This is a genomic window from Sphingomonas lacusdianchii, from assembly GCF_022664395.1.
Taxonomy (GTDB): domain Bacteria; phylum Pseudomonadota; class Alphaproteobacteria; order Sphingomonadales; family Sphingomonadaceae; genus Sphingomonas; species Sphingomonas lacusdianchii.
The window spans coordinates 310,178-336,499 of sequence record NZ_JAKRET010000001.1; the positions used below are offsets into that span (position 1 = coordinate 310,178).

24 protein-coding genes are annotated in these 26,322 nt (G+C 66.1%); 9 read left to right on the forward strand and 15 right to left on the reverse strand.

Annotated elements, in window-relative coordinates; genetic code table 11:
* Positions 1 to 97 precede the first annotated feature (97 nt).
* The gene (locus tag MF607_RS01405; protein ID WP_242115916.1) at positions 98 to 2,392 is read left to right on the forward strand and encodes a glycoside hydrolase family 3 N-terminal domain-containing protein; all 2,295 of its coding nucleotides are present in this window, start codon (positions 98 to 100) and stop codon (positions 2,390 to 2,392) included.
* A gap of 45 nt (positions 2,393 to 2,437) precedes the next feature.
* Here the strand turns inward: MF607_RS01405 and MF607_RS01410 are convergent, their stop codons facing one another.
* A complete protein-coding gene (locus MF607_RS01410; protein WP_242115613.1) occupies positions 2,438 to 3,943 on the reverse strand; it encodes a tryptophan halogenase family protein in 1,506 nt (501 codons plus the stop codon).
* A gap of 267 nt (positions 3,944 to 4,210) precedes the next feature.
* Between MF607_RS01410 and MF607_RS01415 the strand changes: the two genes are divergently transcribed.
* Positions 4,211 to 7,576, forward strand: a complete 3,366-nt coding sequence (locus MF607_RS01415; protein WP_242115614.1) for a TonB-dependent receptor — start codon at positions 4,211 to 4,213, stop codon at positions 7,574 to 7,576.
* A gap of 127 nt (positions 7,577 to 7,703) precedes the next feature.
* Here the strand turns inward: MF607_RS01415 and MF607_RS01420 are convergent, their stop codons facing one another.
* The 5 genes from MF607_RS01420 to MF607_RS01440 all read right to left on the reverse strand — a co-directional run bounded on the left by MF607_RS01420 (position 7,704) and on the right by MF607_RS01440 (position 10,772).
* Positions 7,704 to 8,075: a tetratricopeptide repeat protein gene (locus MF607_RS01420; RefSeq protein ID WP_242115615.1), complete on the reverse strand. Its 372-nt coding sequence runs from the start codon at positions 8,073 to 8,075 to the stop codon at positions 7,704 to 7,706.
* A 126-nt stretch (positions 8,076 to 8,201) separates the two neighbouring features.
* On the reverse strand, positions 8,202 to 8,630 hold the full coding sequence (locus MF607_RS01425) for an ExbD/TolR family protein (protein WP_242115616.1): 429 nt from the start codon (positions 8,628 to 8,630) through the stop codon (positions 8,202 to 8,204).
* A gap of 12 nt (positions 8,631 to 8,642) precedes the next feature.
* On the reverse strand, positions 8,643 to 9,128 hold the full coding sequence (locus MF607_RS01430; protein WP_242115617.1) for an ExbD/TolR family protein: 486 nt from the start codon (positions 9,126 to 9,128) through the stop codon (positions 8,643 to 8,645).
* Positions 9,129 to 9,201: 73 nt separating this feature from the next.
* Entirely contained in the window at positions 9,202 to 9,993 is a 792-nt protein-coding gene (locus MF607_RS01435; RefSeq protein ID WP_242115618.1) for a MotA/TolQ/ExbB proton channel family protein, read from the reverse strand.
* Positions 9,994 to 10,079: 86 nt separating this feature from the next.
* Positions 10,080 to 10,772, reverse strand: coding sequence for an energy transducer TonB (locus MF607_RS01440; protein WP_242115619.1), 693 nt, complete (start codon positions 10,770 to 10,772; stop codon positions 10,080 to 10,082).
* Positions 10,773 to 10,994: 222 nt separating this feature from the next.
* Here MF607_RS01440 and MF607_RS01445 point away from each other — a divergent pair, with 222 nt between their 5' ends.
* Positions 10,995 to 11,852 carry a hypothetical protein gene (locus MF607_RS01445; RefSeq protein WP_242115620.1) on the forward strand — a complete coding sequence of 286 codons (858 nt, stop codon included), beginning with the start codon at positions 10,995 to 10,997 and terminating at the stop codon, positions 11,850 to 11,852.
* A gap of 4 nt (positions 11,853 to 11,856) precedes the next feature.
* On the opposite strand, the gene MF607_RS01450 is transcribed toward MF607_RS01445, so the two are convergent.
* Positions 11,857 to 12,600: an SDR family oxidoreductase gene (locus MF607_RS01450; protein WP_242115621.1), complete on the reverse strand. Its 744-nt coding sequence runs from the start codon at positions 12,598 to 12,600 to the stop codon at positions 11,857 to 11,859.
* Complete coding sequence (locus tag MF607_RS01455) at positions 12,597 to 12,968, reverse strand: dihydroneopterin aldolase (RefSeq protein WP_242115622.1); 372 nt, start codon at positions 12,966 to 12,968, stop codon at positions 12,597 to 12,599. The genes MF607_RS01450 and MF607_RS01455 overlap by 4 nt, the downstream gene beginning before the upstream one ends.
* 142 nt (positions 12,969 to 13,110) lie before the next feature.
* Here MF607_RS01455 and MF607_RS01460 point away from each other — a divergent pair, with 142 nt between their 5' ends.
* From MF607_RS01460 to MF607_RS01475, 4 genes are read left to right on the forward strand one after another with little or no spacing between them, the layout of a single operon-like run.
* Positions 13,111 to 13,608, forward strand: coding sequence for a GNAT family N-acetyltransferase (locus tag MF607_RS01460; RefSeq protein ID WP_242115623.1), 498 nt, complete (start codon positions 13,111 to 13,113; stop codon positions 13,606 to 13,608).
* A gap of 41 nt (positions 13,609 to 13,649) precedes the next feature.
* Positions 13,650 to 14,213, forward strand: coding sequence for a DUF1285 domain-containing protein (locus tag MF607_RS01465; protein WP_242115624.1), 564 nt, complete (start codon positions 13,650 to 13,652; stop codon positions 14,211 to 14,213).
* Positions 14,210 to 14,800, forward strand: a complete 591-nt coding sequence (locus MF607_RS01470; protein ID WP_242115625.1) for a CoA pyrophosphatase — start codon at positions 14,210 to 14,212, stop codon at positions 14,798 to 14,800. The genes MF607_RS01465 and MF607_RS01470 overlap by 4 nt, the downstream gene beginning before the upstream one ends.
* Positions 14,791 to 15,996: a CCA tRNA nucleotidyltransferase gene (locus MF607_RS01475; protein ID WP_242115626.1), complete on the forward strand. Its 1,206-nt coding sequence runs from the start codon at positions 14,791 to 14,793 to the stop codon at positions 15,994 to 15,996. Before MF607_RS01470 ends, MF607_RS01475 begins: the two co-directional genes overlap by 10 nt.
* On the opposite strand, the gene MF607_RS01480 is transcribed toward MF607_RS01475, so the two are convergent.
* From MF607_RS01480 to MF607_RS01490, 3 genes are all read right to left on the reverse strand, one after another.
* A complete protein-coding gene (locus MF607_RS01480; RefSeq protein ID WP_242115627.1) occupies positions 15,966 to 17,699 on the reverse strand; it encodes a putative bifunctional diguanylate cyclase/phosphodiesterase in 1,734 nt (577 codons plus the stop codon). The two genes, MF607_RS01475 and MF607_RS01480, sit on opposite strands and share 31 nt — an antisense overlap.
* 124 nt (positions 17,700 to 17,823) lie before the next feature.
* Positions 17,824 to 20,076 (reverse strand): DNA topoisomerase IV subunit A, encoded by a 2,253-nt coding sequence (gene parC, locus MF607_RS01485; protein WP_242115628.1) that lies wholly within the window; start codon positions 20,074 to 20,076, stop codon positions 17,824 to 17,826.
* A 60-nt stretch (positions 20,077 to 20,136) separates the two neighbouring features.
* Entirely contained in the window at positions 20,137 to 20,718 is a 582-nt protein-coding gene (locus tag MF607_RS01490) for a TetR/AcrR family transcriptional regulator (protein ID WP_242115629.1), read from the reverse strand.
* Positions 20,719 to 20,863: 145 nt separating this feature from the next.
* Here MF607_RS01490 and MF607_RS01495 point away from each other — a divergent pair, with 145 nt between their 5' ends.
* Complete coding sequence (locus tag MF607_RS01495; protein WP_242115630.1) at positions 20,864 to 21,715, forward strand: alpha/beta hydrolase; 852 nt, start codon at positions 20,864 to 20,866, stop codon at positions 21,713 to 21,715.
* Positions 21,716 to 21,857: 142 nt separating this feature from the next.
* Positions 21,858 to 22,637 (forward strand): phosphoribosylaminoimidazolesuccinocarboxamide synthase, encoded by a 780-nt coding sequence (purC, locus tag MF607_RS01500; RefSeq protein WP_055755990.1) that lies wholly within the window; start codon positions 21,858 to 21,860, stop codon positions 22,635 to 22,637.
* A 178-nt stretch (positions 22,638 to 22,815) separates the two neighbouring features.
* Here purC and MF607_RS01505 read toward each other — a convergent pair whose 3' ends face one another.
* From MF607_RS01505 to MF607_RS01520, 4 genes are read right to left on the reverse strand one after another with little or no spacing between them, the layout of a single operon-like run.
* Positions 22,816 to 24,618, reverse strand: coding sequence for an acyl-CoA dehydrogenase C-terminal domain-containing protein (locus MF607_RS01505; RefSeq protein WP_242115631.1), 1,803 nt, complete (start codon positions 24,616 to 24,618; stop codon positions 22,816 to 22,818).
* A gap of 4 nt (positions 24,619 to 24,622) precedes the next feature.
* Positions 24,623 to 25,069 (reverse strand): MerR family transcriptional regulator, encoded by a 447-nt coding sequence (locus MF607_RS01510; RefSeq protein WP_242115632.1) that lies wholly within the window; start codon positions 25,067 to 25,069, stop codon positions 24,623 to 24,625.
* Positions 25,070 to 25,101: 32 nt separating this feature from the next.
* Complete coding sequence (locus MF607_RS01515) at positions 25,102 to 25,563, reverse strand: EF-hand domain-containing protein (RefSeq protein ID WP_242115633.1); 462 nt, start codon at positions 25,561 to 25,563, stop codon at positions 25,102 to 25,104.
* 41 nt (positions 25,564 to 25,604) lie between these two features.
* The gene (locus MF607_RS01520; protein ID WP_242115634.1) at positions 25,605 to 26,249 is read right to left on the reverse strand and encodes a squalene/phytoene synthase family protein; all 645 of its coding nucleotides are present in this window, start codon (positions 26,247 to 26,249) and stop codon (positions 25,605 to 25,607) included.
* Positions 26,250 to 26,322 lie beyond the last annotated feature (73 nt).

Below are 26,322 nucleotides of genomic sequence, written 5' to 3' on the forward strand. Positions count from 1 at the left end.
GCCCGTTCGCATCGCGCTCGCCTGTCTGCTGGCAACCGCCGCGACCGGCACCCTCGTCGCGCAGACCCGGCCCAACCGGCCAGCTTCGTCCGAGCGCATGCTGTACAAGGACGCCTCGCAACCTGTCGCCGCGCGGGTCGAGGACCTGCTGCGCCGCATGACGCTGGAGGAAAAGGTCGCGCAGATGATCGGCATCTGGGAAAAGAAGCGCGACGTCCAGGATGCGAAGGGCAATTTCTCGGTGACGAAGGCCGCGCGCGCCTTCCCCAACGGCCTCGGCCAGATCACCCGGCCATCGGACAAGCGCGGCGTCACCGCCGGCAACAATGCGGCGGGCGTCACCGCCGATGCCGTCAACCGCACCGCGCAGGAAACCGCCGACTATATCAACGCCGCGCAGCGCTGGGCGGTCGAACAGACCCGGCTCGGCATCCCGCTCATCATGCATGAGGAAGCGCTGCACGGCTATGTCGCGCGCGGCGCCACCAGCTTCCCGCAGTCGATCGCGCTCGCCTCGTCATGGGACCCGGCGCTGGTCGAGCGCGTGTTCGGCGTGGCAGCGCGCGAGATGCGCGCGCGCGGTGCCAATCTCGCGCTCGCCCCCGTCGTCGACGTCGCGCGCGATCCGCGCTGGGGCCGGATCGAGGAAACCTATGGCGAGGATCCGCATCTGGTCGGCGAGATGGGCCTTGCCGCGATTCGCGGGTTCCAGGGTACCACCCTGCCGCTGGCGCCCAACAAGGTCATGGTCACGCTCAAGCACATGACCGGCCATGGCCAGCCCGAGAACGGCACTAATGTCGGCCCGGCCAACATCTCCGAACGCACGCTACGCGAGAATTTCTTCCCGCCGTTCGAACGCGCGGTGAAGGAACTGCCAGTGCAGGCGGTGATGGCGTCGTACAACGAGATCGACGGCATCCCCAGCCATGCCAACAAATGGCTGCTCGACGAGGTGCTGCGCCGCGAATGGGGCTATAAGGGATCGGTGGTCAGCGACTATTTCGCGATCAAGGAGCTGAACACCCGCCACAAGATGTACGGCACCGATAGCGCCGCCGCCGGCCGCCGTGCGCTCGACGCCGGGGTCGATATGGAGCTGCCCGACGCCGATGGCTGGTCGACGCTGGCCGCGATGGTCAAGTCGGGACAGGTGCCGCAGGAACAGGTCGACAATGCCGTCCGCCGCATCCTGACCATGAAGTTCCAGATGGGTCTGTTCGAAAACCCCTATGCCGACGCCCGCACCGCCGAGGCGAAGACCGCAACCCCCGACGCGATCGCGCTGGCCCGCGAAGCCGCCGTGCGCTCGATGGTGTTGCTCAAGAACCGGAACGATCTGCTGCCGCTCGACCCGGCCAAGGTCGGCAAGATGCTGGTCGTCGGCACCCATGCCCGCGACACCCCGATCGGCGGCTATTCGGACGTGCCGCACCACGTCGTCAGCGTGCTGGAGGGGATGCAGCAGGCTGCACAGGGCCGCTTCGCGGTCGAGTATGCCGAGGGCGTGCGCCTGACCCGCAGCCGCCAATGGGCCGGCGACAAGGTCGAACTGGTCCCGCCGGCCGAGAACGCCCCGCTGATCGAGGAAGCGGTGCGCAAGGCGGCACAGGCCGACACGATCCTGCTGGTGCTCGGCCAGAACGAGCAGTTGAGCCGCGAGGCCTGGGCCGACCAGCATCTCGGCGACCGGCAGAAGCTCGACCTGATCGGCGAGCAGAACGAACTGGCCCGCCGCCTGTTCGCGACCGGCAAGCCGGTGGTGGTCGTGCTGCTCAACGGCGGGCCGCTTGCCGCGACCTATCTGGAGGCCAATGCTCCGGCGATCGTCGAGGGCTGGTATCTGGGGCAGGAGACCGGCAATGCCGTCGCCGATGTCGTGCTCGGCCGCGCCAATCCCGGCGGCAAGCTGCCGGTGTCGGTGCCGCGCAGCGAGGGGCAGCTGCCGATCTTCTACAACCACAAGCCGACGTCGCGGCGCGGCTATCTGTTCGACAGCACCGCCCCGCTCTATCCGTTCGGCTATGGCCTGTCCTATACCAGCTTCGACGTCGGCGCGCCGCGGCTCGCCAAGGCGACGATCGGCCGGGACGAAACCGTGCGCGTGTCGGTCGACGTCGCCAATACCGGCCGCCGTGCCGGGGACGAGGTCGTGCAGCTCTATGTTCGCGACGACGAGGCGACGGTTACCCGGCCGGTGCTCGAACTCAAGCATTTCCAGCGGGTGACGCTGCAACCGGGCGAGAAGCGGACGGTGACCTTTGACCTGAAACCCGCCGACCTCGCCTTCTGGAATGTCGACATGCACCGCGTGGTCGAACCCGGCACCTTCACGATCAGCGCGGGTAACAGCTCGACCGCGTTGAAGGCGGCGACGCTGACGGTTCGCTGATCGATAGCGTACCCCCGCACAGGCGGGGGTACGTCCATGCGAACATCACCCTGCCCCGCAATAGGCCTCCAGGAACGCCCGGTGCGTCGGCATGTAATCCGCCGACTTGCCGATCGCATCGCGGATATGCGCCAGCCGTGCCCGCGTTTCGTCGAGCGACAGCGTCCCGGCGATCGGATCATGGCTCTCGGCACGCATCCCCTGCCCGTTCATCACCGCGAACCAGCTGGTATCGTTGAACAGTTCCTCATTTTCGCGAAACGTCCGGCCATGGGTGCGGAACACCCGCATCTTTTCGGCCAGCCGCTCGGGCACCGCCATCGTCCGGCAATGCCGCCAGAACTCCGAATCGTCGCGTTCGGTGGCGTGGTAGTGCAGGATGATGAAGTCGCGGATCTCGGCATATTCGGTCGACAGGATGCGGTTGTAGCGCTCGATCTCGGCGCTGCGGAAGCGCCGGTCGGGAAACATCGCCATCAGCCGCGACAGACCCGACTGGATCAGCCAGATGCTGGTCGATTCGAGCGGTTCGAGGAACCCCGACGACAAGCCGATCGCGACGCAATTCTTGATCCACATCGCGTCGCGGTGCCCGGTGCGGAACGGAACGAAGCGCGGTTCGGCGAGCGGCTCGCCGTCGAGATTGGCGAGCAGGATCGCTGTCGCCTCATCGTCGCTCATATGCGCGCTGCTGAACACATGGCCGTTGCCGATGCGGTGCTGCAACGGGATGCGCCATTGCCAGCCGGCGCGCCGCGCGGTCGACCGGGTGAAGGGCGCCATCGCCTCGGTCCCCGCGCAGGGCACCGCCACCGCGCGATCGCAGGGCAGCCAGTGCGACCAGTCGACGAACTTCGCGCCCAGCGTCTGTTCGATCAGCAGCCCGCGAAACCCCGAACAGTCGATGAACAGGTCGCCCTCGATCCGCTGGCCGTCCGCCAGCGTCACCGCCTCGACGAACCCGTCCTCGCGGCGAAGTTCGACGCGCTCGATCCGTCCCTCGTGCCGGACGACGCCGCGCGCCTCGGCATAGCGACGCAGATAGCGGGCATAGAGCCCCGCATCGAAGTGATAGGCATAGGCGATGTCGCTGAGCGGTGAATTGCCGGCATCGATCGGGCGCATGAACTTGCCCTGTTCGCTCGCCATCGCCTGCAACGACCATGGTTCGATCGTCGGTGCCTCGCCCAGGGCATGCAACCGCAGCCAATAGGCGTGGAACGAGATGCCGTTCATGTTGATGCCGTAGCTGCCGAACGGATGGAAATAACGGTGGCCGATCCGCGTCCAGTCGACGAATTCGATGCCGAGCTTGAAGCTGCCCTGCGTCTCGCGCAGGAATTCCGCCTCGTCGATGCCGAGCATGCGGTTGAACGTCGCCATTTGCGGGATGGTCGCCTCACCCACGCCGACCGTGCCGATCGCGTCGGATTCGACCAGCGTTATCGCGCAATAGTCTGTGGTCAGCAGTTTGGCGAAGGTGGCAGCGGCCATCCACCCCGCCGTCCCGCCCCCCACGATGACGATCCGGCGGATACGATCGTCGCTCATGCTGCGATGGGTCCGCGTGTCAACGGCATCGCCATAGCGAACGTCCTTTTGCGCCATTCCATTTTGCGAAATTCCGTTTCGTTCGTTGTGCAGGATCGGGCACGGAGCACGCCGACGGCGACACTTTTGCAACACATGCACATTTATTCAATACGGCACACTTGCTAGGCTATTGCTCCAGCGCCGGCTTCTCTCCTAAGCCCGACCCCGAACCAAAAATGTGCGCCGTAATGATAGCGCTACCATATTCCGGGGAGGAAGTTCTACGTGCCATTCCATTCAACATATTCGTCCTGTGGCGATCGGTCGCTCGCGGTCGCGCTGAAAGCCGGCGCTTCGCTCGTCGCACTATGCCTTGCCGCACCGACCCTTGCCCAGACCGCCGCCGGCGACGTCTCGCAAAGCTCGATCGCTCCCGGCACTGACAGCGCTGACAACCAGGCCGAACCGACCCAGGCGCCTGACGATACCGCTGCCCCTGACATCGTTGTCACCGGCTTCCGCCAGTCGCTGTCGAGCGCGCAGGGCATCAAGCGCAATTCGGACGTGATCGTCGACTCGGTCACCGCCGAGGATATCGGCGCACTGCCCGACCGTTCGGTCACCGAAACGCTGCAACGCATTCCCGGTGTGTCGATCAACCGCTTTGCGGCGGGCGTCGATCCCGACCATTTCTCGGTCGAGGGGTCAGGCGTGGTCGTCCGTGGCCTCACCTATGTCCGCTCCGAATTCAACGGACGCGATGCCTTTTCCGCGGGGAACAGCGGCGGGCTGAGCTTTGCCGACGTGCCGTCCGAACTGCTCGGCGGCGTCGACGTGTTCAAATCACCCTCGGCCGACCGGATCGAGGGCGGCATCGCCGGCGTCGTCAACCTGCGCACGCGCAAGCCGTTCGATCAGAAGGGGCTGCTTGTCTCCGCCAATGCCGAGATGAATTACGGCGAGTTTGCGAAAAAGGGTGCACCGTCGCTGTCGGCGCTGGTCAGCAACCGCTGGCAGACCGGCATCGGCGAATTCGGCCTGCTCGGCTCGATCAGCTACTCGCAGCTTTACACCCGCGCCGACCGGCTCGGCATCTCGTCGTTCCGCGTGCGCCCGATCTACTCGGACGGCACCCGCAACGACGTCGTCGCCTTCGACGGCGCAACCCAGACCGGCGAAGGGCTGTTCCCGCGCGGTGCGGTGATGGGCAGCCAGGATTTCAACCGCGAACGCTATGGCTATTCCGCCGCCGCCCAGTGGCGCTCGAACGACGGCTCGATCGAGGCGACCGCCCAGTTCCTGCGCTCCGACGCGCGGCAGGCTTGGAACGAACGCACTATCGAGATCGCGACCGACAACGTCACCACCAACGGCGACTCGCGCGCCCGTGCCGGCACGACGCTGAACTTCGACGATAGCGGCCTGTTCGAGAGCGGCATCATCACCGCGCCGACCGGCTGGCGCGCCGACCAGCAGGGCCTCGACCCGCGTACCCCCGCGTCGGGGCTGCAATCGAACAATCAGGGCCGCGAACAGATTTCGAAGAACGTCACGACCGATTATTCGTTCAACCTGAAATGGGACGTCAGCAGCCGGCTCGGCCTGAACCTCGATTACCAGCACGTCGTCTCGGCCAACCGCACCGTCGACAACGGGCTGTGGACGTCCAGCTATCAGGACGCGCAGATCCGCCTGAACGGAAAGGGTATTCCGGAGGTCAACTTCATCGCGCCGCAAACCTGCGACACGACCTGTGTCGGCACGCCCGGGACCGACGTCTATCCGACCTATTTCAGCGGTACGCATCAAAGCTTCATCGATCCGTACAACACCTTCTATCGCTCGGCGATGGACCATGCCGAGGAATCGGACGGCAATTCGGACGCGGTGCGGCTCGACCTCGAATATAGTTTCCCCGAATCGGGCTTCCTCCGCGCGGTCCGCGCCGGTGGTCGCTTCGCACAGCGTGATACGGTGTCGCGTTTCTCGGCCTACAATTGGGGTGTGCTGTCCGAACAATGGGGCAATAACGGCCCGGTCTGGCTGACCGACAATGTCGACGGCGATCCGACCACTGACGGCGGCGCGCCGCTGAACGTGACGCAGCCCTTCTTCTACAACAACTTCCTCCAGGGCCGCACGCCCAGCCCCGCCGGCCCCGGCCGCCTGTTCTATTCGGGGCGTCCGGCCAGCAATCTCGAACAATATCGCGAACTGGGGTTGCTGATCGGTCGCGAATGGCAACCGGGCACGACTTGTGCCGACGGCCGCGCGATCAATGCCGGCTGGAACCCGCTCAACCAGCGCTGCGACGTCGTGCCCGGCACCGACTATCTGCGTGGCGAGGTCAATCCGCAGACCGAACGCAACAAGGCAGCTTATGTCATGGCGCGGTTCGACACCGAATTCGGCAATGGGTGGAAGCTGAACGGCAATGTCGGCGTCCGCTACACCAGCACGCAGCGGATCAGCCAGGGCTTCCAGTCCTTCCCGACCGTCACGTCGCTGCCGACCGCGGCGCAATGTTCGGAAGCGATCGGTCAGGTGAACGCCGGCGAGACCGGCGCCACCGTCCCCGCCTTCTGCGCATTGCCGAGCGCTCAGCAGGCAAGCTATCAGAATTTCCTGAACGGTGCGGTCGTCGCTAATAATGTCGACCTGACCTATGATTACTGGCTGCCGAGCCTCAACGTCCGGCTCGAAGTCGGCAACGGCCTGCAATTCCGCGCCGCCTATGGCAAGGGCGTGTCACCGCCGTCGCCGGGCCTGGTGCGCAACTATTATACCGTGAGCCTCACCACCCAGTCGCAGCTCGACAGCACCGGTGCGCAGGTCCCGATCGTCGTCAATCCCGACGGCACCCTGCCCCCGAACCAGGTGCAGGTGTTCGGCCAGTTCAACGCCGGCAACCCGTATCTGCTGCCGACCGAGGCCGACAGTTTCGACCTGACCGGCGAATGGTATTTCTCGCGCGTCGGATCGATCACCGTGTCGGGCTTCTACAAGCGGCTGAGCAAGGTGCTGACCAACGATACCCAGCGTCAGACCTTCACCAACAATGGCGAGAGTTTCGAGGCGATCGTCACCACGCCGGTCAATTCGGACGCGACCGGTCATATCCGCGGGGTCGAGGTCGGCTATCAGCAGACCTACGACTTCCTGCCGGGCGCGTTGAAGGGGCTGGGTCTGCAAGCCAACTACACCTTCATCAGCAGTTCGGGCGTGCCGCAGGCGGTGCTGTCCGCCACCGACCCGGCGGTCGCCGCCGGTCAGCAGCCGACGATCACAGGAACCAACTTCCCGCTGCAGGGGCTGTCGAAGCACCAGATCAACATCACCCCGTTCATCGACATCGGGATATTGTCGCTGCGGGCGTCGTATAACTGGCGGTCCGACTATCTGTTGACGCTGCGCGACGTCATCACCCCGTTCGATCCGATCTTCCAGCGGGCCTATGGGCAGATGGACGCATCGGCATTTGTGCAGGTTACGCCGCAATTCCGGATCGGCATCCAGGGTGTGAACCTGACCAATGCGATGACGGTCACCGAAGCCGCCGTGGCCGACCAGAATGACGCGATCCGACGCGTGCCGCGGCAATGGTATGTGAATGATCGGCGCTACTCGATCGTCGCGCGCATGAATTTCTGACGTCGTTCAGAAGGCGAAAACGAAAACGCCGTCGGGATAACCCGGCGGCGTTTTTGTTCGTTCGTTTCGGGCGGCCAGGTCAGGGCTGAAGCCGAGGTCTCAACCGCCGGCCGTACGACCGTCGAGATCAGCGCGACGTCAGCAACACCGCGTTCGACTTGTCGAGCATCCGCAGTCCGCGGCGCGCGACGTCATGGGCAGTCGCGACCTGATCCGACGGCATCAGCAGCGATGCATCTTCGCCAGCCAACACCCGCGTGTACAACGCACGCGCCGCATCGGGGCGGTCGGTCATCGCATAGACGGCGGCGAGGTTCAGCAGCACCTGCGGCTCGCGACTTCCCGCGCGGGTATCGCGCTCCAACGCACGTTCCGCGGCCGGGAGGTTACCGGCAGCAATGGCGGCGTGCGCATATTGTGCATCCTGGGCGTTCGCGCTGGCAGCGATCCCCATGGCCGCCAGCGCCGGGGCAAGCAGTAGGAGCGTTCCGATTCGCATGACATCATCTCCACTTTGTTACATCGTGATGACATCAATGTTTCACTTTTAAGACGGCTCCGCAAGACGGGCACAAAAAAAGGGGCGGCCGAAGCCGCCCCTTTGCGAAACAGTGCTGCGTGTGACTTAGAAGTCGGCGCGATACTGTTCGTTGCCGACGAAGCCGAGCTTCGTCACGTTCGCCCGCTTCACGATCGCCAGCACGCCGTCGACCACTTCGTACCGCGCCGTCGCGTCGGGCTGGAAGTGGAGTTCGGGCTGCGGGTTCATCGCCACGGTCTGGTCGAGATACTGGGTCAGCGTGACCTCGTCGACCGGCGTGCCGTTCCAGAAGGTCTGGCCCTGCGCGTTGATCGCGATCTTGTTCTTGACCGGGTCGACATTCTCGCGCGGCCGGTTGTCCGGCTGCGGCAGATCGACCTTCACCGCGTGGCTCTGGATCGGGATGGTGATGATGAACATGATCAGGAGCACGAGCAGCACGTCGATCAACGGCGTCGTGTTCATGTCCATCATCGGTTCGTCGTCTGCGCGACCGCCACCACTCATTGCCATGTCAGGCTACTCCTATTGACGCGCGCGCGGCGTGGTATTGGGGTCCGGCTCGGAAATGAACCCGACCTTGGTGAACCCGGCCGACTGCATCGTGTAGATCGTACCGCCGATGCAGCGATACGGCGTGTTCACGTCGCCGCGGATATGCACTTCGGGCAGTTCGAGGTTCGGGTTGCCGACGCCACCCTGACGGGCGACTTCGTCTTCCAGCTTCTTGACCGCGCGGGTCCGCAGCTCGTCCGCATTGACGCGGGTGAGACCCCAATAGACGGCACACTGACCGTCGAGGCCCTGCACCGAAAGCGAGACGTTTTCGGGCTTGGTCGTCGTCGGTTCGAACACGACCTTCGGGACCTTGAGGCCGCTCACCTGTTGCACCACGACCGGAACCGCGATCAGGAAGATGATCAGCAGCACGAGCATGACGTCCACGAGCGGCGTGGTATTGATGTCCGAGAGGGGGGCTTCATCGCCGCCGCCGCCAACACTCATCGCCATGAGGCTATCCTATCCACTTATACTCAATCGAACCGCCGGGACCGGAGACGACCCCGGCGGTGTCAGCGTCGGATCAGACGCGCGGCGCGGTCGGCACGCCACCGGCCTGGCCGGCGGTGGTGCTGCCGGTCGCCGGCTTGGCGACGGGCGCCGGGCCGCGAGCGGCGACGGCCGGACGAACCGCACCGTTCGAGGCGAGATAGCCGAGCACGTCGTTCGAGAAGGCCGACAGATCTTCCGCGATCGACTTGTTGCGGCGCTGCAGCCAGTTGTAGGCGAGCACGGCCGGAACCGCGACGACCAGACCGATGGCGGTCATGATGAGCGCTTCACCGACCGGACCGGCGACGTCGCCGATCGCGGCCTGACCGGCGGCACCGATCTTCACGAGCGCGCGGTAGATGCCGACCACGGTACCGAACAGACCGACGAACGGCGAGGTCGCGCCGACGGTCGCGAGGAAGGCGAGGCCGCCGTTGAGCTTCGAGTTGATCGCGGCTTCCGAACGGGCCAGCGAGCCGTGCAGCCAGTCATGCGCCTCGACCGGATCGGTCAGCTTGCCGTGCTGGTCCTGCGCCGCGAGGCCGTCGTCGACGATCTGGCGATAGGCCGAGTTCTTGTCGAGCTTGGCGGCGCCTTCGCGCAGCGAGTTCGACTGCCAGAAGGTGGCGCGGACGCGCTTCGCCTGGTTCATGATCTTCTGCTGTTCGAACAGCTTGGTGAAGAGGATGTAGAACGAACCGACCGACATGATGACCAGGATGCCCAGCGTGCCGAACGCGATCGCGCCGCCCTGCTGAAGCGCTTCCCAGAAGCCGAAGTTCGGAGCCCCGGCGGGCGCGCCGGCGGCAAGGATGGTGAGCATCGGATAGTTTCCTTAGAGCTGATTATGTTCTTGAAGAATTATGCCCCGGACCGCCTCGCGACATATTTGCCGCGAGGCACCCGGTCTTACCGGTCGGCCGGCAACTGCCAGCGTACGCGACGCGACGAACTCGAACGGATCGGATTGCCCGACTGATCGAGCGCCGGCGAGTAACGGGCGCGACGTTGCAGGGCCGAGCACGCGGCCCGGTCCAGCGCGGCCGAACCGCTCGACGACGTCACGCGGCAATTCTCGACGCGACCCTGGGCGTTGATGTCCCACGAGATCGCGGTAACACCTTCGTCACCGCTGTTCAGCGCCGACGCGGGATAGTCTTCCTGCGTGATCCACTGCGACGGGTCACCCTTCGCACCAGCGGCCTTGCTGATGACCGGCGCCGGCGGCGCAGGCGGCGCGACCGGTGCGGGCGGCGCAGGCGGACCGGCGGTCGGGATCGGCGCGTAGGTCGGCGGCGGCGTCGTCACCGTCTGCATCACCACCGGCGGCGGTGCCTGCGTCTGGACGATCGGCGGCGGCGTCACGACCGGCGGCGGCGACTGCGGCTGCGGCTGATCGGGCGGCGGCGGGGGAGGAGGAATCTCCTCGGGCGGGGGTGGCGGTTCCTCGACGTCGAACGTCTCGGTATCCTCAGTCACCTTCTTCACATATTTATAGGCAAGGCCGGAGATGAACGCATACCCGATCACGACGTGGAGAATCCCCACGATGATCAGAGCGACGATCCGGCCACTACCTGCTTTTTGGTCAGCGTAAGCCATTCAGCAACCAAACTCCTCTAGCCCGGTACATTGGGTCGGTCCGTCCGGCGAAACCGGCACGCAACGACCGTCGTGTCCGGGGCTACGCGGCATTCCGGACGCGATTGTCTATCGCGGCCTTTTAAACGACGCAAACGCTTTGTCGGACGAAACAATCGTACAAACGTGCCATTACCGAAATAAGTCTGTAACCACGCTTTTCCGCGCATTAAGGTCGGGCGGATGAAACGCTCCTTCCCCGCCCTGACCGCCATGTCGCTGTTTTTGATCGGGTGCGGCCCGGTCATCGCGCGCCAGAACGGCACGCCCGATGTTATCGCTACCGAATCATCCGGTCCGCCCTATGCGCAGCTCGCCAGACTGGCGCTCGACGGCGATATCGTGCTCGACGCGACGATTCGCTCCGCAGCGCGCATTCCGCCGGCCGAAGCGGTCGGCCTCGCGCCGGGGCATGTCCGGTTCTACGTCACCGCCGATGTCGGCGCGTTGATCCGCGCGAACGGCCCGCTGCCGGCGCGGGTCGGGTATCTGGTCGACGTGCCGTTCGATCCGCGCGGTCGCGCGCCGAATCTCAAGCGGCAGCGGGTCGTCGCCTTCGCCCGCGCCGTAGCCGGGCGTCCCGATCAGGTACAATTGCTGACACCCGATGCCCAATTTCCATGGACGCCCGCGCTCGACCAACGGGTGCGCGGCGTCGTGCGCGACGTGATCGCTCCCGACGCCCCGCCGGCGGTGACCGGGATCGGCAACGCATTCCATGTTCCGGGTACCCTGCCCGGCGAAGGCGAGACGCAGATTTTCCTGAAGACCGCGAACAGCAACCCGGTGTCGCTGCTGATCCTGCGGCGGCCGGGTGAGGAGAAACGCTGGGCACTGTCGCTGGGCGATATCATCGACGAAGCCGGCGGTGCGCCGCAGCGCGATACGCTGGCATGGTATCGGTTGGCGTGTGGCCTGCCGGAGACGCTGCCCGACACCAGCCTCCAGTCGCAGGACGAAGAGAATGCAACGATCGCACGCGAAGATTATGGCTTTGTGCGGCAGCAGCTCGGGCGGTGCGACGACGGCCGCGACCGCTGATCGATCAGCGGCCGAGATGGACGAAGTCGCGTTCGAACCGCACCAGCCCGGCCCCGCCATCGACGAATAGCAACTGCCCGGTCGACGCGGTCGCGCCGGCAAGGAACAGCACCGCATCGGCGACCTGGTCGGCGGTCGGCAGGCGTTCGAGCGGCATCATCGCCGCCAGACGTTCCAGCTGTCCGGCCTCATAGTCGTCGGTCGCGATGGTCAGGCCGGGCGCCACGCCGTTGACGCGCACGGCTGGCGCCAGCGCCAGCGCCAGCGTCCGCGTCGCTTCGGCAAGTGCCTGTTTCGACAGGGTATAGGCCAGCTGGTCGCGATGCGGATGGGCGATCCGTTGATCGAGGATGTTGACGACCGCCGACCCGCCCTGCCCCGCCAACGCCGTGGCGAGCACGAACGGCGCGGCGGCGTTGACCGCGAAATGCGCGGCAAGCGACTGGACCGCAGGGTAGCTGTCGTCATCGGCGCGAAAACAGGACGCGTTGTTGACCAGCAGATCGACCCGCCGGCCGAATCGATCCGCCACCTGCGGGACAAGCGATGCCGCCGCCGCCGCATCGGCAAGATCGGCGGCGAAGGTTTCATGTCGCGCCGACCCGATCCCGGCGACGACCGAAGGATCGGGCTCGCCCGGGGCACTGGCATGCAGCGCGACGTCGTAGCCGGCCCGTGCCAGCCGTACGGCAATATGGCCGCCCAGCCGCCGATAGCTGCCGGTGACCAGCGCTAGCGGGCGGCTCACCGCCGGTGCCGGACCATGGTGACGCCGATCGATTCGCCGGCTTCGGCAATGGCCAGCTTGACGATGCGGATCTTGACCCGCTGCACGCGCGGATCGGACAGGAACAGCGTGTCGGCGATGTGATCGGCCACGCCCTCGATAAGGGTAAAATGTACCCCCTGCGGCAACGCGTCGGTCGCGGCGTGCTTGAGGTCCATATAGCTTTTCGAGGCCGACAGCGGCGTGTCCGGCGCGAAGCGTTCGGGACAGTCGAGATCGACCGTCATCGAAATCCGCAGCGGTTGCGGCAGGTGGGTCTCCTCCGAATAAATGCCGGTCAGGACATTCACCTCGATATCGTGGACTTCGAGTTGGAGCGAATCGCGCAAGCGGCACCTGTCATCTGCTGGGAATATTGGCGCGATAGCAGACGCCGGCGGCCACGAAAGCAGGCCGTCCACGAATCTTGCCCCTTGTGCCCGTCCGTCGTGGCGGTACAGGCGCGCATCCCGATTGGATTGGACCCCGCACTTGTCCGAATTGCGCCCGCTTGCTACCATTGCCCCCGCCGATGTCGAAGCGTTGCTCGACGCGGCGTTCGGGACCGATCGGCATCGGCGAACCGCCTATCGCGTGCGCGTCGGGTTGCAGCCGATCGGCGCGCTCAGCCTCGCCCGGGTCGAGGGCGATCGGCTGACCGGCTGTATCCAGTGCTGGCCGGTACAGCTGAACACCGATGACGGACGCGCAATACCGATGGTGATGGTCGGGCCGGTCGCGGTCGCCCCCGATCGGCAGGGGACCGGCATCGGACAACAGCTGATGGCGGCATCGATCGCGGCGGCAGGCGACGATGCGTCGCTGATGCTGATCGGCGATCCCGAATATTATGGCCGCTTCGGCTTCGATGCGGCGCGGACCGGCGGCTGGCGGATGCCGGGGCCGTACGAGCAGCGGCGGTTGCTGGCGCGTGGCGCAGTGCCGGACTGCAGCGGAATGATGGGGCCGCGCGTCGCGCTGGCAGCGTGAACCTCTTGTCGCGGGCGCGCCGTCCAAGCTAACGGACGGCCATGCCGATGCAGCCCCCCGCCGATTTCGCCTCGCTTTCGCTGGCCGAGGTCGCCCGCCTTGCCGCCGAAGCCAAATTGCCGCCGGTCGACCGCTGGAACCCGACCCATTGCGGCGACAGCGAAATGCGGGTCGCGGCCGATGGCAGCTGGTATCATCAGGGCAGCGCGATCACGCGCGGCGAGATGGTGCGGTTGTTCTCGACGATCCTGCGGCGGGAGGGCGACGGAACATACGTCCTGGTGACGCCGGTCGAGAAACTGTCGATCGCGGTCGACGACGCTCCGTTCGTCGCGGTCGAAGCGAAGCTGTCGGGACAGGGCGAACAGGGGCGAATCGCGTTCCGGCTGAATACCGACGAACTGGTGGTGGCCGATGCCGATCACCCGATCCGTATCGAGGGAAGCGACGCGGCGCCGCGCCCCTATCTGCGCGTGCGTGGAGGCATGGATGCGCTGATCGCGCGGCCGGTCTTCTACGAACTGGTCGAGCAGTTGGCGACCGGACCGGACGGGCGACGCGGGCTGTGGAGCGAGGGCGCATTCTTTCCGTTCGAACCGGCATGACACTGGCCGACCGGCTGCGCGCGCGGCTGGCGGAACCAGCTGAGGCACTGCTGACCGGCGACCTGAACGGCGCAGCGCCGATGCCGGCGACCGGGTGGCGGGCGGCGGCGGTGCTGATCGCGGTGACCGAGCGCGACGAACCGGGCATATTGCTGACCCAGCGGACCGGCGATCTGCGCACCCATGCCGGGCAGGTGGCGTTTCCCGGCGGCAGCATCGATCCGGCGGACGGCGGCCCCGTGGCGGCGGCGCTGCGCGAGGCGGCGGAGGAAATCGCATTGCCGACCTCGGCAGCGACGGTGGTCGCGACGCTCGACCGCTATCATACCGTGACCGGGTTCGAGGTCGTGCCGGTGCTGGCGACGGTGCCGCCCGACCTGCCGCTGGTCCCGGCGCCGCAGGAGGTCGAGGCGATCTTCGAGGTGCCGTTGCGGCTGTTGCTCGATGCGGACAATTTCTCGGTCGGCAGTCGCTGGCACGAGGGTACCGAGCGATTCTACTATGAACTGATGTTCGGCGAGCGCCGCATCTGGGGTGCGACGGCGGCGATGATCCTCAATCTGGCGCGACGACTGACATGGCCCTGACCGACACGCTCCCCGATGCCGACTGGATGCAACGTCCGGGCCTCGATCGACTGGCCGAAGCGCTGGGCGCGGGCGACGGCGCGGCGCGCTATGTGGGCGGGGCGGTCCGCGACACGTTGCTGGGACTCCCAGTGTCCGACATCGACGTCGCGACGATCCATCCGCCGCAGGAGGTCGTGCGCCGGCTGGAGGCGGCGGGGATCAAGGCGGTGCCGACCGGGATCGCGCACGGCACGATCACCGCAGTCGCCGACGGCACCGTCGTCGAAGTGACGACGCTGCGCCGCGACGTGACCACCGACGGACGCCATGCCGAAGTCGCCTTCACCGACGATTGGCAAGCCGATGCCGCGCGGCGCGACTTCACGATGAACGCTCTCTATGCCGATATGCAGGTCCATACCCTGCACGATTATTTCGACGGTATCGCCGACCTGCGCGCCGGCCGGGTGCGGTTCATCGGCGATCCGTTGCAACGCATCGCCGAGGATCATCTGCGCATCCTGCGCTTCTATCGTTTCCTCGCACGGTTCGGCGATGCGCCCGACGCCGAAGGTCTGGCCGCATGTATCGACCGGGCCAACGACCTGATGGCGCTGTCACGCGAACGGATCGCCGATGAGCTGCTCAAACTGCTGGTCGCGCGCGATGCCGTCGCGGTGATGCGGTTGATGGTCGAGCATGGCATCTGGACCCCCGTCCTGCCGGAGATCGATGCCGCGGCGGTCGAGCGTCTCGCCGCGCTGGCCGCCAGCGAAGCAACCGCCGCCATCGCACCCGAACCGATCCGCCGGCTTGCGGCGCTGCTTCGCACCGGGAATGCCGAAGCGGTTACCGCGCGGCTGAAATTGTCGAACGCCCATCGCAAGCGCGTCGCGACCGCGTTGGGCCAGGACGGCGCACAACCGCCACAGGCGCTGGGATATCGGCTGGGCGTGGAGAGCGCGATCGACCGGTTGCTGCTGTCGGGCGAGGTCGCGGCGGCGGCGAGTCTGGTCGACTGGACCCGCCCTTCGCTGCCGCTGTCGGGCGGGGCGCTGGTCGAACGCGGCCTTGCGCGCGGCCCCGATGTGGCAAAGGCGTTGCGGGCGGTAGAGGATCGCTGGATCGCGGAAGGGTTTCCGGACGCGGTACGCACCGGCGCTATCGCCGACGAGGTCGTCGCTCAGGCGTTGCGCGCGACCAGCATCGCATAGGCCGCATCGGCCTCGATCGGCTTCGAATAGAAATAGCCCTGACCGAAGGCACAGCCGAGCGCGACGAGCGTCTGTTCGAGTTCCTGCGTCTCGATCCCCTCGGCAGTGGTCCGCATGCCGAGCGCTTGCGCGAGGCTCAGGATCGCGCGGACGATCGCCACCTTGTCGCGATCGGCGAGCATACCTGAGACGAAACTGCGGTCGATCTTGAGCTTGTCGATCGGCAGCTTCTGCAGATAGGCGAGGTTCGAATAGCCGGTACCGAAATCGTCCATCGCGATCGTGGCGTGCATTTCCTTGAGCGCCAGCATCGTCTGCAACGTCCGGTCGGGGTCGACGATGAACGCGCTCTCGGTCAATTCGATGGTGAACCGACTGCCGGGCATGTCGTGTCGCGCCAGCACATCGGCGAACATCCCGGCGATATCGTCGCGTTGCAGCTGCACCGCCGACAGGTTCACCGCCATCTTGGCGTCGCACTGTCCGCCCCACTGGCGATCCCACGCGGCAAGCGTCCGCGCCGCCTCATCCATTGCCCAGCGACCGAGCGGCACGATCAGGCCCGATTCTTCGGCGACGGGAATGAATTCGACTGGCGAGATATCCTGACCATCCGGCGTCCGCCACCGCGCCAGCGCCTCGAAACTGTTGATGCGGCCGTTCGACAGGTCGTAGATCGGCTGGAACGCCAGCCGGAGCTGCCCCTCCTCCAACGCGCTGCGCAGGCGGGTTTCGATCGAAAACTGGCTGCGGACGATGTCGAACAGATGCGGGCGATAGATTTCGGTCTGGCCGGTACGCTTCGACCGTTTGAGCGCGAACTGCGCATGGCGGATCAGGTCTTCCGCCTCGTCCTCGGCATCCTCGCCCAGCGCGATGCCGATCGAACAGTCGACCCGGATACTGAAATCGGACAGCTGGAACGGTTGCACCAGCGCCTGTTGCAGCCGCCCGGCGACGAGCATCGCATCGTCCGGCCCCTCACGCAGCATCAGCAACACCGCGAATTCGTCGCCCCCGGTCCGCGCCAGCACGTCGCACCCGCGCAGCACGCCCTTCAACCGGCGCGCGACCGAAATCAGCAGTTCGTCGCCCGACAGCGATCCCATACAGGCGTTGACGCGGCTGAACCGGTCGAGATTGATCGCCAGAACGGCATAGCGGGCCCGATTTCCGCCCGATATTCGTTCGTCGACCAGATCGCCGAACCCCATGCGGTTGGCGAGACCGGTCAGCGAATCGGTGTTCATCTCGCGCCGCAGGCTCGCCTCGGTACGCTGTTCGGCGGTCTGGTCGAGGAGGGTGATCAGGCAGCGCGCCAGCGCGACAGCCTCGGGCCGGCGGGCCAGCGTGACGTCATAATAGCGGCTGTCGACCGAATCGCCGACCTGCAGCGACAGGCGGCAGCGCGTTTCGGTCGATTGCAGGAACGTCGCGATCTGTTCGCCGATGCCGCCAAGCAGTGCCGCCTGCCCCGCCCCGACGAAACCGGCGGCGCGAAACGCGACGTTGCTGGCAGTGAACACCAACCGACCCTCGACCAGCTGCGCGATCGCGGTCGGCGCCGGGATCAGGTCGAGCGCCCCCGGATCGGGCCCGTCCGATGTGCCCGGCACATAGGCAGTTTCCACCCGGGCAGCCGCGGGACCGTCCGGAAACGGATGCGCCTTGAACGCGGAAAGGAACTGCCGACCGAAAGCCATTTGCCTCGCTATAGGGCGAGAGTGGTTAAAAGCTTCTGAAGTCCGGCAAACGATTCCAAAGGATGATGCGCGAACGCACTGAACCGGCCCGGAATTGCCGGTCGTGGCGAAAACGACCGTCGGATCAGAACCGGTTGTCGCGCGGGAAACCGTTGGGCGGCATCCGCCCGGCGGCACCGCGGGCCGCGCGCCAAGGCGCCAAGTCGCCTTCGGTGCGGATCCGCCCGGTCTCGCCGCCCATCGTCCAGCTAAGCCCGTCGGCGAAACGCAGCGTGCGGGCGTCCGACAGGCCGCCATCGCGAAACCGTTGCAACTGCACGCCCTGCCCGCGCGCCATTTCGGCGAGTTCGGACAGCGGGAACAGCACCAGCTTGCGATTGTCACCGATCGCCGCGACATAATCGTCTTCGGGCGCGATCGGCCGCACGACCTTCAGCTTCGCGCCCGGCCGCGGCGTCATCACCTGCTTGCCCTTGCGCGTTTCGGCGAGCACATCGGCAACCCTGACGGCAAAACCGCGTCCGTCGGTCGCTGCCAGCAGCAGCCGGTCCGACGTCGCCGCGCGTGACAGCGCGACGATCCGCGCATCGCCGTCGAGGTCGATCATCGCCCGCACCGGTTCACCGAAGCCGCGCCCGCCGGGCAGCTTGTCGGCGCCCAGCGTGTAGAAACGTCCGCCATCGGTGGTCAGCAACAGCTTGTCGGTGGTGTGCGCGTGGAAGGCGAAGGCCGGACCGTCCCCCTCCTTGAACCGCGCGGTATCGGCGGAGGCGAGGTCGACATGGCCCCTGAGCGCCCGGACCCAGCCGCGTTGCGACAGGATGACGGTCAGCGGTTCGCGCTCGATCATCGCCTCTGCCGGGATTTCGCGCGCCGGCGCGGATTCCTCGATCGCGGTACGGCGCTTCCCCAGCAAGGTCTCGCTGCCATAGCGGTCGCGCATCTTTGACAGGTCGCGCTTCATCCGCGTGCGCTGGCGCGCTTCGCTCGACAGCAGCAGCGTCAGTTCGGCCTGCTCCTTCTCCAGCTTGGCGCGCTCGCCGCGGATTTCCATCTCCTCCAGCTTGCGGAGGGAGCGCAGCCGCATGTTGAGGATCGCCTCGGCCTGCCGGTCGGTCAGGCTGAACTCGGCGATCAGCACCGGTTTCGGCTCATCCTCGGTGCGGATGATCGCGATCACCCGGTCGAGATTGAGATAGGCGGCGAGATAGCCGTCGAGCAGTTCGATCCGGTCGGCGATCCGCGCAAGGCGATGCTCGCTGCGGCGGCGCAGGACGACGAACTGGTGATCGAGCCACGCCTTCAACGCCTCACGCAGCGACATCACGCGCGGGGTGCGGTCCTTGTCGAGCACGTTGAGGTTGAGCGGCACGCGCGATTCGAGGTCGGTCAGACGGAACAGACCGTCCATCAGCACCTGCGGATCGACGGTGCGGCTGCGCGGTTCGAGGACGATGCGGATCTCGGCATCCGATTCGTCGCGGACGTCGGTCAGGATCGGCAGCTTCTTGTCGTTGATGAGCGCGGCAATCTGTTCGATCAACTTGCCCTTCTGCACGCCGTACGGGATTTCGGTCACGACGATCTGCCAGCCGCCGCCCTTCTCCCGCTCGATCAGGTGACGCGCACGGACCCGGAATCCACCACGACCGGTGGCATAGGCTTCGCGGATCGCGGCGGGCGGGTCGGCGACGATGCCGCCGGTCGGAAAGTCGGGACCGCGGACATGGGCGAGCACGGCGGCGTCATCCGCTTCGGGCTGGTCGACCAGGATGATCGCCGCCTCGAACAGTTCGGCGGCGTTGTGCGGCGGCACGCTGGTCGCCATGCCGACCGCGATGCCGCTGGCGCCATTGGCCAGCAGGTTGGGGAACATGCCGGGGAACAGTTCGGGTTCCTGCTCCTCGCCATTATAGGTCGGGCGGAAATCGATCGCGTCTTCGTCGAGGCCGGCCATCAGGTCGATCGCGACCTGGGTCAGCCGCGCCTCGGTATAGCGATAGGCGGCGGCGTTATCGCCGTCGATATTGCCGAAATTGCCCTGCCCGTCGACCAGCGGGTAGCGCAACGCGAAATCCTGCGCGAGGCGGACCATCGCATCATAGACCGACTGGTCGCCATGCGGATGATATTTCCCGATCACGTCGCCGACGACGCGCGCGCACTTCTTGTACCCCGATGCCGGGTCGAGCTTGAGCAGCCGCATCGCCCAGAGCAGCCGGCGGTGCACCGGCTTCAGCCCGTCGCGCACATCGGGCAGCGACCGGGCAGTGATCGTCGACAGCGCATAGACGAGATAACGCTCGGACAGCGCGCTGTCGAAGGGTGCGTCGAAGACGCCGATCGGCGTCGAAGGATCGGTCAGTTCACTTGCCATCGCAACCGCGATAGCAGGCGAACCGCGCTCCTGCGAGGGCCGAAATGGAACGAACCGGGATCAGGCGGCCGCGCGCCCCACCTTTGCCCCATCCCGTTCCGGCTCGCCGTCCGCCAGCGCGACGACATCGGCGACGATCGACTGCCATTCGGCGTCACCCATCTCCATCAGCCCGAACAGGCGCATCAGGAACGCGCCTTCCATCGCCAGGAACGCCAGCCGGAGGCGACGGCCGCGTTCGCCGGCCACGTCGATCATGTCGACGCGATCGCGATACCATTTGCGAACCAGCGTCATATGCTGCGGCGAATTGAGCAGCGTCACCAGCAGGCTGGGCGCGCCGCGTCGCGAGCGGTCGGCATAGTCGGCGGCATAATCGATATGCTTGCGCACGGCGCACGGGCCGGTAGGATCGCTGGCGCCCAGTTCGGCGATCCGCTCCGCATATTCCTCCTGCCAGCGTTCGAACATCGCGGCGATCAGCGATTCCTTGCTGCGGAAACTATATTGCACACCGCCATTGGTGATGCCCATCTGCTCGGCGACGGCAGCGATGGTCAGGCCGGCCGGCCCCTTTTCCAGCGTTACCGCCTCGGCGGCATCCAACAGCTTGTCACGCTCGATGGTACGAGTTCTACCCACGGTAACGCCCCTTTGCGGCCGGCATATGCCCGCCATTCTCTTCCCCAATCCTTCCTTAGACCAAATTAATCCACATGCGCGACTTTTATTATACGATTTTCTCCGTTTCGTACGTTTGCGACCTCCAACCGCTGGGATGCCCGTAATGAACGAACCCGTCGCTTCATGGACCCCGATGACCTGGCCGGACCTGACGACCAGGCCGAAAGCCGCGCCCGACCGGACGTTCCGTTATGGGCCGGACCAGTTGCAGGTGGCGGATCTGTGGCTGCCACGCGGTGATCCGGCCGAACGCTGGCCGACGGTGCTGATGGTCCATGGCGGTTGCTGGCAGAGCGCGATCGCCGATCGACGGCTGATGGACTGGATTGCCGCGGACCTGCGCGATGCAGGCATTGCTATATGGAACATCGACTATCGCGGGGTCGATCGCGACGGCGGCGGCTATCCGGGAACGTTTCGCGATGCGGCGGCGGCGGCCGACCTGCTGCGCGACCATGCCGACGCCTGTCGGCTGAATGTCGAGCGGATCGTTGCGGTCGGGCATTCGGCGGGCGGGCATCTGGCGCTCTGGCTGGCGGCACGCCATCGTCTGCCGCCGCAAAGCCCGCTCGCGACCGGCGATCCGCTGCCGATCGCGCATGTCGTCAGCCTCGGCGGTCTGCCCGATCTCGCCGCAGTCGAAGCCAGTCCCGACAATGGTTGCGGGACCGACGTCATCGCGCAACTGGTCGGCGGCGACCGGCCGGACCGCTTCGCCGATACGTCGGTCGCCGAATTGCTGCCGGTCGGGGTGCCGATCGACCTGATCGACGGCGCGCAGGACCGCATCGTTCCGGCACGAATGGCCCCTGATTTCGCGGCTGCATCCCGGGCGGCCGGCGATCGGGTCGGGCAACATCGCATCGACGATACCGGTCATGTCGAGTTGATCGCGCCCGGCACCCCCGCCTGGACAATGGCCAGAGCCGCGATCGAAGCGGCGTTGTTCGCCTAAATCGCGCGCCGGTCCCGGTCCGTGTGGCGGCGGATCGCGCCCGCGGCCTGATTGCGCGGCCGGTCCCCTTCCGCTATGCGGCGGCTTTATCCACCGGTCGCCGGAACATCGGCGGCCGGGCAGTTTCGTCGAAGGGAATCGCATGGCTCGCCGCCGCCAGATCTACGAAGGCAAGGCAAAGATCCTGTACGAGGGTCCGGAACCGGGTACGCTGATCCAGTATTTCAAGGACGACGCCACCGCCTTCAACGCCCAGAAAAAGGGTACGATCAACGGTAAGGGCGTGCTGAACAACCGGATTTCCGAGCATGTCTTCACGCTGCTCGGCAATATCGGTGTGCCGACCCACTTCATCCGCCGGCTGAACATGCGCGAGCAGCTGATCCGGCAGGTGGAGATCGTGCCCATCGAGGTCGTCGTGCGCAACGTCGCCGCCGGTTCGATCAGCAAGCGGCTGGGCATCGAAGAGGGCCAGCAACTCCCGCGCACGATCATCGAATATTATTACAAGGACGACGCGCTCGGCGATCCGATGGTGTCGGACGAACATATCCTGTGCTTCGGCTGGGCGGCGCAGGACGAACTGCACGAGATGGCCGACATGGCGATCCGCGTGAACGACTTCCTGTCGGGCATGTTCGCGGCGATCAACATCCGGCTGGTCGACTTCAAGCTCGAATTCGGCCGCATCTGGGACAATGATTTCAGCCGGATCATCCTGGCGGACGAAATCAGCCCCGATGGTTGCCGCCTGTGGGACATGACCACCAACGAAAAGCTCGACAAGGACCGCTTCCGCCGCGACCTCGGCGGCGAGGTCGAGGCCTATCAGGAAGTCGCGCGGCGGCTGGGCCTGTTGCCGGAGGGCGCGGATTCAGCGGTGCTCGATCTCGAGACGCATCGGAAGAAGCGCGAGAAGTAAGGACACTTTGACCAATACGTCACCCCAGCGCAGGCTGGGGTCTCTTTCGTGGGCACCGCATTGCAGTGACCCTGAGAGACCCCAGCCTGCGCTGGGGTGACGTGTTTTGTCGGCCATGGTGGCCGGTATTGGTCGAAAGATACCCCCGCCTGCGCGGGGGTACGTATGGCGGGAAAGCCTACCCCCGCGCGAACAGCGCCGGGTCGAGCGCCATCACCGCGTCAGCCCCGCCCTCGATCTTGCGCCGCAGCGCGCCGGTGTCCGGAATGATCCGCTCGGCATAGAAGCGCGCGGTCACCCGCTTGCCCTCGACGAACTTGGGATCACCCTCGCCCGACGCCGCCAGCGCCTCAGCGGCGGTCAGCATGCGCAGCCACATCAGGCCGGTGGCGACGATCCCCATGATGTGCATGTACGAATGCGCGCCCGCGCCGACATGGTTCGGGTTCTGCATCCCGTTAGCCATGAACCACATCGTCGCCGCCTGCAGGTCCTTCAGCCCCCGCTCCAGCCGCTCGCCGAAGTCACGTGTGGCGTCCGCACCCTTGGCCACCGCAATTTCCTCCCCGACGATGCGGAAAAAATGCTGGATCGCCCGGCCGCCATTCTGCGCCAGCTTGCGCCCGACCAGGTCCATCGCCTGCACGCCATTGGTGCCTTCATAGATCATCGCGATCCGGGCATCGCGGACATATTGCTCCATGCCCCATTCGGCGATGTAGCCATGCCCGCCATAAACCTGTTGCGCATTGGTCGCGACGTCATAGCCCTTGTCGGTGCCATAGCCCTTGATGACCGGGGTCAGCAGCGACACCAGATCGTCGGCCAGTTCGCGCGTCGCCGCATCGTCGCTCATATGCGCGAGATCGACCTGCAACGCGCCCCACAGGCACAGCGCCCGCAACCCCTCGGTCAGCGCCTTGCCCTCCATCAGCATCCGGCGGACATCGGGATGGACGAACAGCGTGTCGGCCTTTTCCTCCGGTTGCGCCGGACCGGTCAGCGCCCGCCCCTGCCGCCGGTCGCCGGCATAGATGACGGCGTTCTGATAGGCGGTCTCGGCCACGCCCAGCCCCTGCAAACCGACGCCGAGGCGCGCCGCGTTCATCATGATGAACATGGCCGCCAGACCCTTCATCTCCTCGCCGACCAGCCAGCCCTTCGCGCCGTCATAGTTCATGACGCACGTCGAATTGGCATGGATGCCCATCTTGTGCTCGATCGAGCCACAGGTAACCGGATTGCGCGCGCCCGGCGATCCGTCCTCGTTGACGAGGAACTTGGGCACGACGAACAGCGAAATCCCCTTCGAGCTTTCCGGTGCGCCGGGCGTCTTGGCAAGGACGAGGTGGATGATGTTGTCGGTCAGGTCATGCTCGCCCGACGAGATAAAGATCTTGGTGCCGGTGATCGCCCAGGACCCGTCCTCGTTCGGCACCGCCCGCGTCTTGATGAGGCCCAGATCGGTGCCGCATTGCGGTTCGGTCAGGTTCATGGTGCCGCCCCATTCGCCGGACACCATTTTCGGCACGTACATTGCCTGCTGTTCGGGCGAACCCTTGACCAGCAGCGCGGCGATCGCGCCATGCGTCAGCCCCGGATACATGGCGAAAGCCATGTTGGCGGAGATCAGATACTCCTCGAACGCCGTCGCCACGACATGCGGCATCGCCTGCCCGCCAAACTGTTCCGGCGCCGACAGCGTGCCCCAGCCCGATTCGACGAACTGGCGATAGGCGTCCCTGAACCCGTCGGGCGTCGTCACGCTGCCATCGGCGTGGCGGGTACAACCCTGCTGGTCTCCCGAAGCGTTCAGCGGGAACAGCACCTCGGTGACGAAGCGGCCGCCCTCTTCCAGCACCGCCTCGACCGTGTCCGGCGTCGCATTGGCGAAACCGGGCAGCGCGGCATGGTCGCCGATCTTGAGTACATGGTCGAGGATGAAGCGGGTGTCGCGGACCGGCGGGGTATAGCTGGGCATCGGGTCAATCCTTCTCCGGGGATACGCCCTCTGACGGGGCGGTCTGGTGCGGCAGCGCTTCGATGGTGGTCACGAAGTCGCTGAGTTCGGCAATGGCGGCATCGATGTCGCGCCGCTGGTTTTCGAGCAGCGCGATCCGGTCGCGGCATTTCTGGACCGTCACCTGCCGCTGCACGACGCGCCCGTCGCCGATATCGTACAGGTCGATCATCTCGCGGATATCGGCGAGGCTGAATCCGACGCGCTTGCCGCGCAGGATCCACGCCAGCCGCGCCCGGTCGCGCTGCGAATAGATGCGCGAAAGGCCGCGCCGCTCGGGCGCGATCAACCCCTCATCCTCGTAGAAGCGCAGTGCGCGGGCGGTCACACCGAACTCGCCGCACAGGTCGGTGATCGAGAAGCGATCGGCTTCTCCGGACGACTCGGACGATGAAGCGGTTGCAGCGATCATGTCCGGCAAACTAGTTTACGTTGACGTGAACGTCAACTTTCGTCGGCAGGCGGCGACGCCGGCGGGCAGTCGGCCCGCCTCGCCGGCTTGCGCTTGACCGCCGTCGTCACGAATTCGGCGGCGTCCAGTGCGCCGTCGCGCCCCTTGTCGGCAGCCGCGAACTTGGTCGTCGTCTTGACCGCCCATTCCTCGAAGCTCAGCCGCCCGTCGCCATTGGTGTCGAGCTTCGCATAGGCCTTGCGCCGCGACGCCAGATATTCGTCCCGGGTGATGCGGCCGTCGCGGTCCTTGTCATAGCGGTCGAACCGCTTCTGTTCGCGCGTGCGCGCCGTTGCGGCGGGCGGTTCGGGCATTTCCGTATCGGCGGTCTGGCCGATGGCGGGCGGCGCAGGCGGTGGCGGCAGCGTCTCGGTGGCGGCGTCGCCTCGGAACAGGAACAGTCCCGCCGCGACCAGCGCCAATGCCGACCCAACCCCGGCCAGGAACCGCCACATCGCTTACCCCTATGCTGCCCGCCGCCTGTATCGGACAGCCCCTATCGCCCGGCAAGTCCGAACCAGGCCAGCCGCGCCGCGCGCTTCGGCCCACCGGGTGCAACCTGTGCCAGATCGAGCCGCGCCGACAGCGCCAGCAGGCCGAGCGGCCTGGCAACCCCGCGCAACGGCGTCGCCAGTGCCGTGCGGGCGAGCGCGCCTGCCGCCTCGGCAACGCTCCGGTCGTCGAGATGCCGCATCAGATCGGACAGCGCCCAGCCCTGCCCCAGCGTCGCCGCCCGTCCGGCATCGCCGCCAAGGATCAGCGCCGCCTGTCGGAACAATTGCCCGCCCCGCTCCGCCCCGAACCGGTGCAGCGCATCGCGATCGAGCGTTTCCTCCTCGATCAGCACTTCCCATCCCTCGACCACCTTCGCCAGCGCCGTACCGGTCACGCCGCGCGGCAACGCGTTCCCGGCAAGCGCGGTCAGCACCGGCATGGCGGGTGGCGGCGCATGATCGAGCTTCGCCAGCTGCTCGCGCCACCATGCCAGCCGGATCTGTCCGATCGCAGGCTGGGTCGTGGTACGGACGACTTCGGCCAGCGCGGCGTCGAGCGCGAGCAGCGCCGACAGCGCCGCCCGCCGTCCGTCATCCGGGGCGTAGGCAAGCGCGAGACGGCGTTCGGGATCGGTCTCCATGGCCATCGTCCCAAGCCGTGTCTTAACCGGCCGTCAACCCCGACCTGCGATGGAAATCAGGGAATTGCGGTTTCACGTT

Coding starts and splice junctions, on each gene's coding strand:
- MF607_RS01405 (WP_242115916.1), top strand. CDS start 98: ATGCTGTACAAGGACGCCTCGCAACCTGTCGCCGCGCGGGTCGAGGAC.
- MF607_RS01410 (WP_242115613.1), bottom strand. CDS start 3,943: ATGAGCGACGATCGTATCCGCCGGATCGTCATCGTGGGGGGCGGGACG.
- MF607_RS01420 (WP_242115615.1), bottom strand. CDS start 8,075: ATGCGAATCGGAACGCTCCTACTGCTTGCCCCGGCGCTGGCGGCCATG.
- MF607_RS01425 (WP_242115616.1), bottom strand. CDS start 8,630: ATGGCAATGAGTGGTGGCGGTCGCGCAGACGACGAACCGATGATGGAC.
- MF607_RS01430 (WP_242115617.1), bottom strand. CDS start 9,128: ATGGCGATGAGTGTTGGCGGCGGCGGCGATGAAGCCCCCCTCTCGGAC.
- MF607_RS01435 (WP_242115618.1), bottom strand. CDS start 9,993: ATGCTCACCATCCTTGCCGCCGGCGCGCCCGCCGGGGCTCCGAACTTC.
- MF607_RS01440 (WP_242115619.1), bottom strand. CDS start 10,772: ATGGCTTACGCTGACCAAAAAGCAGGTAGTGGCCGGATCGTCGCTCTG.
- MF607_RS01445 (WP_242115620.1), top strand. CDS start 10,995: ATGAAACGCTCCTTCCCCGCCCTGACCGCCATGTCGCTGTTTTTGATC.
- MF607_RS01465 (WP_242115624.1), top strand. CDS start 13,650: ATGCCGATGCAGCCCCCCGCCGATTTCGCCTCGCTTTCGCTGGCCGAG.
- MF607_RS01470 (WP_242115625.1), top strand. CDS start 14,210: ATGACACTGGCCGACCGGCTGCGCGCGCGGCTGGCGGAACCAGCTGAG.
- MF607_RS01475 (WP_242115626.1), top strand. CDS start 14,791: ATGGCCCTGACCGACACGCTCCCCGATGCCGACTGGATGCAACGTCCG.
- MF607_RS01480 (WP_242115627.1), bottom strand. CDS start 17,699: ATGGCTTTCGGTCGGCAGTTCCTTTCCGCGTTCAAGGCGCATCCGTTT.
- parC (WP_242115628.1), bottom strand. CDS start 20,076: ATGGCAAGTGAACTGACCGATCCTTCGACGCCGATCGGCGTCTTCGAC.
- MF607_RS01495 (WP_242115630.1), top strand. CDS start 20,864: ATGAACGAACCCGTCGCTTCATGGACCCCGATGACCTGGCCGGACCTG.
- purC (WP_055755990.1), top strand. CDS start 21,858: ATGGCTCGCCGCCGCCAGATCTACGAAGGCAAGGCAAAGATCCTGTAC.
- MF607_RS01505 (WP_242115631.1), bottom strand. CDS start 24,618: ATGCCCAGCTATACCCCGCCGGTCCGCGACACCCGCTTCATCCTCGAC.
- MF607_RS01510 (WP_242115632.1), bottom strand. CDS start 25,069: ATGATCGCTGCAACCGCTTCATCGTCCGAGTCGTCCGGAGAAGCCGAT.
- MF607_RS01515 (WP_242115633.1), bottom strand. CDS start 25,563: ATGTGGCGGTTCCTGGCCGGGGTTGGGTCGGCATTGGCGCTGGTCGCG.
- MF607_RS01520 (WP_242115634.1), bottom strand. CDS start 26,249: ATGGCCATGGAGACCGATCCCGAACGCCGTCTCGCGCTTGCCTACGCC.